The organism is Bacillota bacterium, assembly GCA_013177945.1.
In the GTDB taxonomy this organism is placed as follows: Bacteria; Bacillota; DSM-12270; order Thermacetogeniales; family Thermacetogeniaceae; genus Ch130.
The window spans coordinates 81,069-94,285 of sequence record JABLXW010000014.1; the positions used below are offsets into that span (position 1 = coordinate 81,069).

General features: G+C 59.9%; 12 protein-coding genes. 1 reads left to right on the forward strand and 11 read right to left on the reverse strand.

The features are described 5' to 3' along the window. Positions 1-2: 2 nt before the first annotated feature. The 5 genes from HPY58_09610 to recO form a co-directional block, all read right to left on the reverse strand. Positions 3-641, reverse strand: coding sequence for a helix-turn-helix transcriptional regulator (locus HPY58_09610; GenBank protein ID NPV29887.1), 639 nt, complete (start codon positions 639-641; stop codon positions 3-5). A 216-nt stretch (positions 642-857) separates the two neighbouring features. Continuing rightward, a complete protein-coding gene (locus HPY58_09615) occupies positions 858-2,939 on the reverse strand; it encodes a glycine--tRNA ligase subunit beta (protein NPV29888.1) in 2,082 nt (693 codons plus the stop codon). A 37-nt stretch (positions 2,940-2,976) separates the two neighbouring features. Continuing rightward, the gene (gene glyQ / locus HPY58_09620) at positions 2,977-3,921 is read right to left on the reverse strand and encodes a glycine--tRNA ligase subunit alpha (protein ID NPV29889.1); all 945 of its coding nucleotides are present in this window, start codon (positions 3,919-3,921) and stop codon (positions 2,977-2,979) included. Between the two features lie 467 nt (positions 3,922-4,388). Continuing rightward, positions 4,389-4,826, reverse strand: a complete 438-nt coding sequence (locus HPY58_09625; GenBank protein ID NPV29890.1) for a DUF4342 domain-containing protein — start codon at positions 4,824-4,826, stop codon at positions 4,389-4,391. Between the two features lie 63 nt (positions 4,827-4,889). Further along, positions 4,890-5,696 carry a DNA repair protein RecO gene (gene recO, locus HPY58_09630; GenBank protein ID NPV29891.1) on the reverse strand — a complete coding sequence of 269 codons (807 nt, stop codon included), beginning with the start codon at positions 5,694-5,696 and terminating at the stop codon, positions 4,890-4,892. 357 nt (positions 5,697-6,053) lie between these two features. Between recO and HPY58_09635 the strand changes: the two genes are divergently transcribed. Next, the gene (locus HPY58_09635) at positions 6,054-6,947 is read left to right on the forward strand and encodes a glycoside hydrolase (GenBank protein ID NPV29892.1); all 894 of its coding nucleotides are present in this window, start codon (positions 6,054-6,056) and stop codon (positions 6,945-6,947) included. 2 nt (positions 6,948-6,949) lie between these two features. Here HPY58_09635 and HPY58_09640 read toward each other — a convergent pair whose 3' ends face one another. The 6 genes from HPY58_09640 to HPY58_09665 form a co-directional block, all read right to left on the reverse strand. Further along, positions 6,950-7,606 carry an NAD-binding protein gene (locus HPY58_09640; GenBank protein ID NPV29893.1) on the reverse strand — a complete coding sequence of 219 codons (657 nt, stop codon included), beginning with the start codon at positions 7,604-7,606 and terminating at the stop codon, positions 6,950-6,952. A gap of 11 nt (positions 7,607-7,617) precedes the next feature. Beyond that, a complete protein-coding gene (locus tag HPY58_09645; protein ID NPV29894.1) occupies positions 7,618-8,262 on the reverse strand; it encodes a TrkA family potassium uptake protein in 645 nt (214 codons plus the stop codon). A gap of 82 nt (positions 8,263-8,344) precedes the next feature. Beyond that, complete coding sequence (locus tag HPY58_09650; GenBank protein ID NPV29895.1) at positions 8,345-11,143, reverse strand: cation-transporting P-type ATPase; 2,799 nt, start codon at positions 11,141-11,143, stop codon at positions 8,345-8,347. A 626-nt stretch (positions 11,144-11,769) separates the two neighbouring features. Next, positions 11,770-12,267, reverse strand: a complete 498-nt coding sequence (locus tag HPY58_09655) for a DUF3368 domain-containing protein (protein NPV29896.1) — start codon at positions 12,265-12,267, stop codon at positions 11,770-11,772. After that, positions 12,260-12,517 carry a UPF0175 family protein gene (locus tag HPY58_09660; GenBank protein ID NPV29897.1) on the reverse strand — a complete coding sequence of 86 codons (258 nt, stop codon included), beginning with the start codon at positions 12,515-12,517 and terminating at the stop codon, positions 12,260-12,262. The genes HPY58_09655 and HPY58_09660 overlap by 8 nt, the downstream gene beginning before the upstream one ends. A gap of 19 nt (positions 12,518-12,536) precedes the next feature. After that, positions 12,537-12,827: a hypothetical protein gene (locus HPY58_09665; GenBank protein ID NPV29898.1), complete on the reverse strand. Its 291-nt coding sequence runs from the start codon at positions 12,825-12,827 to the stop codon at positions 12,537-12,539. Positions 12,828-13,217 lie beyond the last annotated feature (390 nt).

Genomic DNA, 13,217 nt, shown 5'->3' on the forward strand with positions numbered 1-13,217 from the left:
AACTATTTACCTTCCCCCAACTCCACAAAGATCCGCACAACTGTGGTTTTCGTAAACCGCCCGGTCACTTTCAGCCTTTCTTTTCCGTTTTCAATCACCTGAGGAACGACAACAGGCAAGGCATCAATTTCGTGTTCGCACAGCTTGCGCGCGGCCTCGTAAACGGACTCCTCCCCGGTTACGGTAACCACGTTTGGAACACGGGTCATAACGACCCGGACCGGAACCTTATGCAGGTCGATCTGCCCCAAAGCCACCTTCAGAAGGTCCTTCCGGGAAACAACGCCCTCCAGGTATCCTTCTTCAGAAACAATGAAAAGGGTCCCCACGTCCTCGGTAAAAAGGGCAACAATGGAATCATAAACGGAAGTGTCGCCCTTCACGACAACCGGAACCGCCTTCACTTCGTCGACCTTCAGGCGGCGGATTTCCTCGGCTGCCAGCATCCGGGGCGTCTTCCCGCTGCAGAAATAGCCTACCCTGGGCCTGGCCTCTAAAAGACCTGCCATCGTTAAAACGGTTAAATCAGGCCTCAGGGTGGCGCGCCGCACATTGAGCAGGGCGGCGATCTGCTCTCCTGTGATGGGGGCATGCCTCTTGACGATTTCGAGAATCTGTTCCTGCCGGGGTGTCAGTTCGATGGGTAGAGACCTCTCTTTTTCCAGAATTCCTGCCCCGGTCGGAGATTCCGCACCCCGACCGGGAATCTTCTTTAAATTCAAGAAAACAGGTCTCAATAATAATTGCAAAATGTGCTATACTATTTCCCGTTTCTCTCTAAAATATATACTACAATTATATACGATTTCTACCTGAAAAGTCCTTCTTCGCGACGGGAATTTTTCCTGAAGATGAAATTATTGCTGCCTCACGATTTTGCCAAGATCTCCCAGTTCACCCAGGGTTGCGGCAATGTCTTGCAGGAGGGCAAGCCGGTTCTCCCGCAAAGCATCATCCTCCACCATCACCATGACCCCCCTAAAATAACGGTCGATGGGCTCCACCAGAGAGGCCCCTACCTGCAGCGCCTGCCTGAAATCCATTTTCCGCACCAGGCGGGCCACGTCTTTTTTAATTTTCTGCCAGGCACGGTAAAGCTCCCGCTCCTCCTCTTCGGCAAAAAGGGCGGGGTTGACCTCCTTCCCGGCAGCATGGCGCGCCAGGTTTGCCGCCCTGGTGTAGGCCGTGAGGAGGGCGTCAAAGGCGGGCGTCCCCCTCATTTCCGCCAGGGCCTCAAGGCGCGCCCGGACGACGAGGAAGCGGTCGTGGGTGGGGCCCAGGGCGGCATCGACGAGATCATAGCTGTAGCCCTGGTCCAGGAAGAGGCTGCGGAGGCGCGCCCGGAAAAAGTCGGACAAACCCTCCTGAACGGCCGCGAGGGGTGCCTTGAATTCCGCATCCCGGTAGGCCCGGTAGGCCTGCTCGATCAGGGCGGCAAGAGAAAAATCAAATTTCTGGGAGAAGGCGATGTGGCAGATTCCCAGAGCCTGCCGGCGCAGGGCGTAGGGATCCTGGGAGCCTGTGGGCTCCAGACCCAGACCGAAGCAGCCCACAAGGTTGTCGATTTTATCGGCCAGCGCCACTACAGCCCCCGGCTTCGTCCTGGGAGGCTCGTCACCCGCAAAGCGCGGGTGATAATGCTCCCTGATCGCCTGGCAGACCCCTTTGTTTTCGCCGCCAGCAGCAGCGTACTCGGCCCCCATGATCCCCTGCAGTTCCGGAAACTCGTAGACCATGTTCGTGAGCAGGTCCGCCTTTGCAAGGAGGGCGGCCCGTTCTGCCACCTCCCGCTGCCTCTCCGTAAGCCTCAGGGCCTCCCCCAGATACCGGCTCAGCGCCACCAGGCGCTGCACCTTGTCGTAAACCGTTCCCAGCCCTTCCAGGAAAACAATGGTTTTCAGTTTCTCCACCCGGTCTGCAAGAGGTGTTTTCAGGTCCTCCTCGTAGAAAAATTCGGCATCCTGGAGGCGCGCCCTCAGCACCTTTTCGTTCCCTTCCCGGACGAGGTCGGGGTCTCTGACCGGCCCGTTGCAGAAAACGATGAACTTCGGAAGGAGCTTCCCCTGGTCATTCCAGACCGGGAAATAGCGCTGGTGCTCCTGCATGGGGGTAATGATCACCTCCGGCGGAAGGCGCAGAAAGCGGGGGGGGAAGCTGCCGACAAGAGAGGTGGGATACTCCACGAGATGGGTAACCTCCTCCAGCAGTTCCCGGTTGGGAAGCACCTTCCCCCCGGCCTGGGCGGCCGCCGTCTGGGCAAGCTCCCAGATCATTTTTTTGCGCTCCTCCTGGTCTACGATGACAAAGGCGCGCCGCATCTGCTCCAGGTATTCCCCGGGCGTCCGGACGGTAATGGGTTCTTTTGACACAAAACGCAGCCCGTAGGTGAACCGGTCCGCCTTCAGTCCGTCCAGGGCAAATTCAACCACTTCCTCTCCCAGCAGGGAGAGGAGCCAGCGGATCGGGCGGGCAAACTTCAATTCCCCGTCAGCCCAGCGCATCGGCTTCGGGAAAGACAGGCGGGTGATCAACCGGGGAAGCTGCTCCCCCAGGACCTCCCGGGTCGGCTGCCCCGGAATGAGCTTCCGGGCAAAGACGTACTCCCCTGCCGGGGTTTCCCGCACAACCAGGTCTGCAACCTGAACCCCCTGGCTCCGGGCAAAACCCTCCGCCGCCCGGGTGGGCCGCCCCTCTTCATCGAAGGCCGCCCGCCGGGGAGGGCCCTTCACCTCCTCGACGAGGTCGGCCTGGCGCTCCCCGATGTTAAAAACGTAGAGAACGAGCCGGCGGGGGGTTCCGCAGGTTTTGACAACTTCAAAATCGATTCTGTTTTCGGTGAGCATGGCCTCTCCCAGCTCCTTGAGCTGCCGGAGTGCAGGCTCCATAAACCGCGCCGGAAGCTCCTCGGTCCCGATTTCCAGCAAGAAGTCCACCAGCAACAACCTCCTTGTTTTCTGCTGACCCGGCAACTGCCGCTTACCCGGCAACCGGGGCCGGTCTTTTCCTCTCTTCCAGGGGAGGGAGCCCGAGCCGGGCGCGCGCCGCGGGATCCCTCAAGAGGGGGTAGCCGAGCCGCTCCCGCTGGGCAAGGTACCCGTGGGCGCAGAGGCGCGCCAGGTGCCGGACGCGGGCTATGTAAGACGTCCGCTCCGAGACGCTCAGGGCACCCCGCGCGTCCAGCAAATTAAAGGTATGAGAGCACTTGAGGACGTAATCGTAAGCGGGCTGCACCAGGCCCTTTTCGATGACGCGGGCTGCCTCCTTTTCGTACATATCAAAAAGGGTGAAGAGCATCTGGGTATCCGCCACCTCAAAGTTGTAGCGGGAGTAGTCGACCTCACCCTGGTGGTGCACGTCACCGTAGGTGATGTCCCCCGTCCAGATGACGTCGAAAACGCTGTCCACCTTCTGGATGTACATGGCGATCCGCTCGATCCCGTAGGTGATTTCGGCGCTTACGGGCCGGCAGTCGATCCCCCCGCACTGCTGAAAATACGTGAACTGGGTGATCTCCATCCCGTCCAGCCAGACCTCCCACCCGAGCCCCCAGGCGCCCAGGGTGGGAGATTCCCAGTTGTCCTCGACAAAGCGGACATCGTGGCTGGGAAGGTCGATCCCGAGATACGCCAGGCTGTCAAGGTAAAGGTCGATCACATCATCGGGAGAGGGCTTTAAGATAACCTGATACTGGTAGTAATGCTGAAGCCTGTTGGGATTCTCCCCGTAGCGGCCGTCGGTGGGGCGCCGGGAGGGCTCAACATAGGCCACGTTCCAGGGCTCCGGCCCCAGCGCCCGCAGAAAAGTGGCAGGGTTCATGGTGCCTGCCCCCTTTTCCAGATCATAGGGCTGTTGGATGATGCAGAACCTGCCCCAGTATTCGTTTAAAGCATGGATGATCTCTTGAAAGGTCCAGCAAGCCAAGGCCCAAACCTCCTTCTCAATATAAAACCCGTCCCGCAGCCTGCCGCTGCAGGGACGGGTTGATCCCCGCGGTTCCACCCTGCTTGGTGCCTTTGTTCAAGGCACCCCCTCAGTTCCCTCGCAAGCTTTACTGCCCTGCCCCCCAGAGGCACTTTCATTACCGGATGGGCGTTGCCGATATGCTTCGTTGTCATCGAAGAGCAGGGGTTCCTCTTGCCGCTCGAGAGCGCCCTTCACCGCCTTGCCCGACCGGCTTTCACCCAACCCGGCTCGCTGACCGGGCCTCCGGCGGCTACTCCTCTCTCTCATTGCCTTTCTCCGATTGCTCTTTTGTTAACTCTTACCGCAAATTCGCCCGACTATAAAAATTATTGTCTTAAAATTTAACAGTGATCCTCAAAGATGTCAAGACCCGCGGGCAATAACTGGCAACAACGCCTGGCGGCTTTGCGCGGCCGGCTGCTGCATCAACCCTGCAGTCCGGTCCCTTCCTCAGCCGGGCCGGCAACCTCTCCCTCGCCGGCGCGCTCAATTTCCAGGGTGCACCTGTTCAGAAGGGCGGCAACAGTTCCGATGGCGCCCAGCACTGCCAGCTCCGCGCTCATGAGCACGCCAACCAGACCGAGCATCCCCGCCGTTGCCGGAAGTTCGAGAAGCGTGCGGTCATCTTTCTTGAGGCGGATCTTCGTGGCGCTGCTTTTTTCAAAAAAACCCCTGAGGCGCGCCAGCACCTCTTCTCCCTTGCTCTGAATCTTCTCCGTCCACTTTTCCTTTTCAGACTCAAGAAGAACGAGGGCCTCGACCAGATCCCCGCCCGCCCTGTCGAGGGCCTCCTTTGCCTCTTTGTATGTAACGTCCATTCTTTCCCGCAGGACATCGATCTTTTCCAGCAGCTGCTCGCTCATGTTGTCCATTTATGACACCTCCTTTTCATTTAATGTTCCCCCGCGCCATCCTTTTATACCTTGCTATACCTCACCTGCACCCTGCAGAGAGGAAACCTCGCCCTTCCGCAGGGCGTCGAGGAAGCTCCAGGTGCGGACGCTCACTTCCCCATGGTATCCCAGAAAAGAACGGAGCAGCACGGCCAGTTCGGAAAGGCTCTTCTTCCCGATTTTCGCCCGCACCGCCCTCTCCAGGGGGGTGCGCAAAAAGTAGTCCAGGGCGCCGACGGTGGCCGGGGAAAGGGGATAAGCCTCGGGGCAGCGCTCCGCGCAAGAAGGGCAGAGCACCCCTCCCTTTTCCACACTGAACCAGACGGGGCCCGCCTCCCGGGCCCCGGGCTCCGGGGGCCTCCATCCCTCGTGCCCGCCCAGCACGCACTCCTCAAGCCGGGGCCGGTAGCCCAGGAGCGCCAGCAGCTTGATCTCAAAAACGCGGGCGAGGAGTTCGGGGCTCCCTTTTTCGAGGGCCCGCAGGGCCGCGAGCAAAAGCTGAAAAACCTTTTCCAGGGGCTGTTTTTCCAGGGTGAGGCGGTCCACCAGTTCGGCGCAGGAACTGGCTGCGGCCAGGCGCTCCAGGTCGTGCTGGAGAAAAGAAAAGGTCTCCTCAGCCTCCCCCTGGGTGATGGTGTCCAGGCTTTTCCCGGTGTAAAGCACGAGGTGCGTGTGGCTGAAGAGCTGAACGGCGCCCCGGAGGCGGCTGGTGGGCTTCCGCACCCCCTTTGCAATGGCAGAAACCTTTCCCGCTTCCCTGGTAAAAAGGGTCAGGAGCCGGTCCGCCTCCCCGTAAACCCGGCTCCGCAAAACAATCGCTTCGGCCTTGTAGATCCCCATCCTCCTGCCCCCCGGCTCCCTGCAACGGCACCCTATGCGGGGCCTTCCTGCTTTTTTCTTTCACCGCAACCTTTTCAGGCCTCTCTTTCCGCGAAGAGGACCCAATCCTGCAACACGAGATCTGAAGGGGCAACTGCCATTGAATCGCTACTATTTAGTATAGCAGATATGATCTGCAACAAAAATATTTTAAATCCCTCTTTTCGTTCAACCAAGACAGAAACTTAAACGACAACCTCACGGCAACTTTAAGGAGCATCCGGAGAAAAATTAGCATAAACTTCCAGTAAGATCAAGCAAAACTCTGCAAAGAACTGCGAGGTGATTTTTTTGGAGCGGCTCTGGTTTTATGTCAACATGCCAGATGCCAAGGCCAGCTTCACCCGGCACCTGGACGAGATAGACGCCCTTGTTCCCTTCTGGTTTGGGGTCACAGGCGAAGGGGGGCTTCTGGACCAGTCAGACCCGGAGGTGGAAAAGCTGGCAAAGAGGCGCAACATCCCCATCCTTGCCATCGTTCACAATTACGCCAATCCTCAGCTGGGTGTGATCATTCACGATTTACTGGTTAATAACTTTCTGCGTCTTCGCCTCATCGACAGTATTGCGCGACTGCTCGCAACAAGGTCCTTTGCGGGAGTTAACATTGACTTCCAATTCGTCCCCCCGGCGGACCGGCTCTACCTCAATTTATTTATGAGCGAACTTTATTTCCGCCTGGCACCCCGGTTTCTCGTTACAATTTCAGCTCCCGCAAAAGTAGCCGACGATCCCCATCATCCTTTTTCCGGGGCTTTTTCCTACGCCGTTCTGGGGCAGTACAGCAATCAGGTCTTCATCCTTGCCTATGACGAGCACTTCATGCAACCAGGCCCCATTGCCTCCATTAACTTCGTCCAGTCGGTGCTCAATTTTGCCCTGACGGAAATTGCCCGCCAGAAGATCAAGCTCGGGATGGCCGTTTACGGCTACGACTGGCTGGCGGAGGGCGGCTTCCCCGAAACCTTATCCCACGCCGAAGCGGTGAGCCGCGCCCGGCGCCTCGGGGTCCCCGTGATTTATGACGAAAGGGCCCAGGAGTCAACCTACACCTACACTCTAAACGGCATCCGCCGCATCGTCTGGTTTGAAGATGCCCGCAGCTTCGCGGTAAAACTCAATCTGATCAGGGCCCTGCAGCTGCCCGGCTTCGTCGCCTGGCGGCTGGGGCAGGAAGACCCCCGCATCTGGGAACTGATCAGGAATCCCTGATTTCAGGCAAGGATTTTTTCGAGGACGCGGGCGTGTTCTGAATAGGCCAGAGCCAGCACCTTGTCCCCGGCAGCGAGCCTGGTTTCCCCCCTCGGGATGACGATTTTCCCTTCCCGGAGGATGGCAGCCAGCACGATTTCCCCGGGCAGGTTCAATTCTGCAAGGCGCTTTCCCACCGCGCGGGAAGCTGAAGCAACCTCTTCTTCAACAAGAGAAATCTCTCCGCCCTCCAGCTTGAGGAGGGTGACTAATTCCCCAAGACTCAGCTCCTCCTGCATCACCTGGGCGATGATCCGGGCGCCGTTGGCCGCAAAATCCACCCCCCGCGCCCGGGTGAAGAGCCACTCGTTCTTTAAATTGTTCACCCTGGCAACAACCCGCGGCACGCCGAACTGCCGCTTGGCCAGGAGGGCGGCGGTCAGGTTATCTACATCGCTCCCCGTAACGGCGGCCACCACCCGGGCGCGGGTAATCCCGAGATGCTCCAGAAGCCGGGGGTCGGTTCCATCCCCCTGCACCGCTTTTACCTGGGGAAGTTCTTTGAACTTCTCCAGGGCAGCGCGGTCGCGCTCGATCACCGTCACCTCTTCCTGGTCCTGGGCAAGGGCACAGGCCAGGTTAAAGCCCACTTTCCCCCCGCCGATAATCAAAACGTACATGCAATTCCCCCCTAATCGAGCAAACTTTCCAGCTTCGGAGCAGCAAACTCGGCAAGGGCAACCTGAACGAGGTCCCGCTCTGCAAAGGTGGTCCCCATCAAGGGAATCATGGCCTTCCCGTTGCGGATCAGGCAGAGAACGCTAATTTCACCGGGCACCGTGAGATCTCGCACCATGCGGCCCACCAGCCGGGGAGGGACCTCAAACTCGATCACCCTGACCTCTCCGTTCCCTGCAGTGAAGAGGGTGGTCATGCGTTCATGGGCCAGGAGTTCGTGGATCCTGTGAGCGCCCCAGGTTGTCGGGGCGATTACCGGGACCCCCAGGTGCTGGTAAATCTCCGCCCGCAAGGGGTCCACGATCCGGGCGACCACCTTGGGCACCAAAAACTCCTCCCGCGCCAGGGTTGCAACTAAAAAATTTGTGTTATCATCACCGGTCACCGTTGCCAGCCCGTCGGCCCGCTTCACCCCGGCCTCTAAAAGCGCGGACCGGTCAAATCCCAGGCCTACAACCTTCTTGCCAGGAAAACGCAGCCGAAGCCGCCGGAAGGCTGCCGGGTCGGGGTCGATCACCGCAACGGAAACCCCCTCCCGCGCCAGGGTCTCGGCCAGCTGGGTGCCGAGCGTACCGCACCCCACGACAATAATGTGCATCAGGCAAACCTCCTTCCTGCAAGGGCTCCTCCTTTCAATCCTTCATCCCGCGCTTCAAGCCGCTCAAAGCCCGCCTCTTCCTCTAACGCTCCATGCTGCTCAATTCTGTTCGCCATCCTCGCCGCGCCAGGCACTTCCGCGCCTCTTCGGCAGCCAGGAGCGCGGCGCCGAAGGCCGTCAACAGGCACCAGTCAATAAAACGCAGGGGTGCTGTATTAAACAGCCTTTGCAAAAACGGAAGATAGCTGATCGCCATCATGATCCCCACCCCAACGGCCTGGCCCAGCAGGAGGAAGGGGTTTGTGAAGAAGCCGATCCGAAACACGGAGATGCTCTCGGTCCGCACCGCAAAGCCGTTGAATACCTGGGAAACGACGATCGCCGCCTGCGTCATGGTAATGGCATGTCGGTAAACAGGATCCCCTGCCGGAAGGGCCGTCCCCCACTCCCACCCCCGGCTGAGCAAAACGAAAAGGAAGGCGGCGATCGCTCCGGCCCCCTGGATTCCCCCCAGAAAGAGAAGGCGCTTCACCAGCTTGAAATCGAAGAGGCGGGCGGTGCGCGGCCGGGGGGGCTGCCGCATCAAGCCGGGCTCCGGTTTCTCGATCCCCAGGGCCAGGGCGGGGAGGACGTCGGAGCCCAGGTCGATGGCGAGAACCTGGAGGGCGGTCAGGGGAATGAGGTGAACACCTGCCACCGTCGCGAAGAGGAAGGGAAGGAGCTCCCCCATATTGTGGGAAAAAAGGTAGAGGATGAACTTCCGGATGTTGGCGTAAACCGCCCTTCCCAGCTCAATCGCCTTCACAATCGAGGCAAAACTGTCATCCAGGAGGATCATCACGGCTGCCTCGCGGGCCACGTCCGTCCCTGTTCTTCCCATCGCAATCCCGATATCGGCCCGCTTCAGGGCCGGCCCGTCGTTCACCCCGTCCCCGGTCACGGCGACAACCTCGCCCAGCTCCTGAAGGGCGGCCACGACACGCATCTTGTGCTCCGGGGCAACGCGGGCGAAGATCAGGGAAGCCGGAGCCTGCAGGCGCGCCATAAGCTGATCGGCGTCCAGGCCCGCCAGTTCTGCCCCCGTCAAAATGGGGACACGCTCCCCTCCCGTAATCGTGATCCGGGAGGCGATCGCCTCGGCCGTCAAACCGTAATCCCCCGTCAGCATGAGGATCCGGATTCCCGCTTCCTTGGCCGTATTTACCGCCGCCGCAACCTCGGGCCGGGGCGGGTCCAGCATCCCGGCGAGGCCGAGAAAAACAAGCTCCTTCTCGACCGTTTCTACCCGGTACTCCTGGAGATCCTCCGGCAGTTCCCGGCAGGCTAAGGCGAGGACGCGCAGCCCCCGCTTCGCCATCTCATCGTTCTGCTGCAAGATTGCGGCCCGGGCGGCATCATCCAGAGGCAAAACCTCCCCCTGGCTTCCCAGGAGGTGGGTGCACAGGGCAACAGTCTCGCGGGGGGCTCCCTTCACATAAGCAACCACCCGCTCCCCCCTGCGGTGCAGAGAACTCATCCGCTTTCTCCGGGAGTCAAAGGGCAGGAGGTAAAGGCGGGGTTCCTCTTTGAGGGCCTTCTCCCAGTAAAAATTCGCCTTCCGGGCCAGCACCAGGAGGGCGCCTTCGGTGGGATCTCCCAAAACGCTCCAGGCGGGGTGCTCCTCGTCCGGGGCAAGGAGGCGGGCGGTGTTGCAGAAAGACGCCGCCTTCAGGAAGAGTTCCCACTTTTTGATTTCTTCGGGCCGCAGAACAGCCTCCCCTTCTCCGGGCGAGCCGGCCGGCCTGAGCAGTTCCCCTCGGGGCTCGTAGCCGGCCCCGGTCACGATCACCCCTTCACCGGGCCGCCAGATTTCCCTTACGGTCATCTCCCCCTTCGTCAGGGTGCCGGTCTTATCGGTGCAGATGACGGTGGCCGACCCCAGGGTTTCCACCGCCGAGAGCCGCTTGATCAGGGCGTTGCGCCGCGCCATCCGCTGCACGCCAACCGCCAGCGAAACCGACATTGTGGCCGGCAGGCCCTCGGGGACCATCGCCACCATCACCCCAAGTGCAAAAAGGAAATCCTCGATCCAGCCCAGCCCCAGGAGCCTGCCCAGACCGAAAAGGATCCCTCCAATCACCAGGGCGGCGCGCGCAACCAGGCGCGCCATGTTCCGGACCTCTTTCTGCAGGGGGCTGGGGACATCCGGGACCCCGGCGGTCAGGGTGAAGATCTTCCCGAACTGGGTCTCTTCACCGGTGGCGATGACAACGGCAATCCCGGAGCCGGAGGCGACAGAGGTGCCCATAAAAACCAGATTGGGAAGCTCGATCCAGCCCAGCTCCTCCTCCAGCACTGCGGCCGCAGTTTTCCGCTGCGGGTCCGCCTCCCCGGTCAGGTTGACGTTGTTGGTGGCAAGCTCAAAGGCCTGAACGAGGCGGGCGTCCGCCGGAATGCTGTCCCCTTCCTCCAGGAGGATCACGTCCCCGGGAACCAGTTCTGCGGCATCAAGCTCCAGCTCCTTCCCCTCGCGGTAGACCCGCGCCTTCACGGGGACCAGCTTGTTCAGAGCCTCTGTTGCCCGCTCCGCCCGGTACTCCTGAATAAAGCCGACCAGGGCATTGAGGACGACCACCCCCAGGATGGCAAGGGACAGGTGCAGGTCCCCCGGGTTGCGTCCAAGGAGATAGACCGCAAAGGTGATGCCTGCCGCAATGATGAGAAGGACGGCGAAGAGGTCCGTAAACTGCAAAAAGAAGCGCGCCAAAAGAGGGCGCCGCCGCGCCCTCTGCAGCTTATTCCAACCGAAACGCGCCCGGCGCCTGGCAACTTCCTCCTCCTGAAGCCCCCCGGGCGAGGTCCCCAAAGCCCCGTACACTTCGAGGGGCGGCAGGCGGGGAATCTTCTTCGCATCTTCAGGCAAAAAGGGCCGGTCTCCCAAACTCGAACCCCCTCTAAGGCGCCGGTCATCCCTGAGTGCCAAGCTTTCCCGGGTCAGAGTTCTTCTTCCCTTCAACCTGCTCCTCAGAATTTTCTAGCTGTTACATTTAAAGTCTTCCCTCGCCTTTCTTTGAAAATTCACCGGCACCCTCCAGAAGCCACGGTAAAAATTCTCCGGCACAGGCCCAGGTTCCTGCCGCAGCCTTGCCGCCCCTCCTGCTCTTTGCGGCCAACCGGGCCTAACCCGGTTGGAGAAGAAAATCAAAAGGAGAGGGCGAACCCTCTCCTCTGACATCAGGTGGAGCCCACAACTGGGATTGAACCGGTGACCTCCGCCTTTACGAGGCGAGAAAATCAATTACGCAGGGTGTATTAAAAATCCAAGTTCCAGAACACCGAATTCAACCGTGAACCTGATAGCAGTCCGAAATAAGAGTTCTGTCTGGGCGCTGGTGCGAGGTCAGCTGAGGTCGAGTGCAGAGAATCCAGGTTTCTACAGGTTCCCGGCCCCGTGATATGATGCAGAGCCGCCCATCTGCCGCCCTTTTTGTGTATTTGGACAAATGGGCGGCAACTATGAAGACCCGGCTATGACAAAACATCCTCCCCTGCCTCTAGCAGAACACGCCGGTAAATGGCATCTGACAGGTAAAATCCTCGCTCTCTGAGCAGGCGATCCAGTTCGGCGCGGAGCGAAGGAATCCTCCCCGTAAGTTTGGCGCGCAGGAGTACACCAACCGTTCCCGCCCGGGGAATGCGGTAGAGTGCGGCCGTGCGCCTGGCTTCTGCCTCGTCAAGGAAGATGATATCAGCGCGCTGTTCCACTGCCAGGGCAATTGCCTCCGCCTCGCCGTCGTCCAGGTCGCGCTTGAGTAACGTGAGAAGATCAGTATTGCGGGGTACAACGACTTCTATCCAGCCGACACGGCGGGCCTCTTCCACTTCCGCGGTACCCGGCCTGCCATGGCCATCCTGCACCACCTCGCGCCACACGGCCGGCGGTACCATAATCTTTCCGTGAAACGCGTGGAGAAGCTCAAGACGTCCGATAGCCGCCAGACTGATCAGGGTTGATGCGTCAGCCACCGCGCCGGGCATACCGGACATCTTCCTCCAATTCTTCCTCGCCGTAATGCCGCGGCACTCCCCTCTGTCCCAGAAACTCCTCGAAATCCCGCCGGTTCATCCCGGCGAGAAGCCTGGCCTTACCCAGCGGGAGAGCACCTCTCCGGTAAAGGGCCAGCGCCAGTTCCCTGCGCAATTCCGCTTCCGCCTCCTGGGGCGGCACCTTCAGCGCGCGTACAACTTCTTCAGGAATCCCGATGTTTAGCTGCATTCTTCTCACCTCCGCCAGATCAAGCCCGCGCCTTCCTTCTGCCTTCAACCGCAGCACGCGCAAGCACCCGCTTCGCCGCTTTCCCCCTGAGACATTTGCGGAGATTCCGGGAGAGATCACCCGGTCCCTCACCGGTCCCGACAATGCTCAGGGCTTTTTCAATATCCCCAGCCGTGCGTTCTACCGGCCTGGCAAGCTCTTCTCTTAGCGCCTCCAGCTCTTCACTCCCGGCGCGTTCAGAAGCCACATGCCGTTCCAGAGCGGCTATCCTTGCCTCCAGGTCTTCGATCTTCCGCTTCAGCCTGCTCACCGGGCCCGCCTCCTGCAGATGTATTCAAGAACAGTATACCACAGCAGAACGGGAAAAGGCACGCGGAGGCTGTGGTCCCTGTGGTCACCAGTGCTGACGCACCAAATATTTTACAAAGTTCTTTGAATCCTTTTTCGACCCCCGGCAGTATCGTCCTCAGGCGAAGGTATGTTTCTTACTGTAAATTTGGCAGTGGCCTGAGTATTTAAGGATTACCCGGACAGGATTGATCCAAGCAGGATTAGGCGAGGTGGCCCTCGCCGGAAGTGATTTTTTTAGTTTGGTCAGATAACTTGCGTGATTAAATCACCAGACGAAGTTGAGCCGGTTTATCGCGGAGCCTCTTCAACCTGGAGAGGTCGAGCCAGTTGCCCGTGAATGTCTGCCATA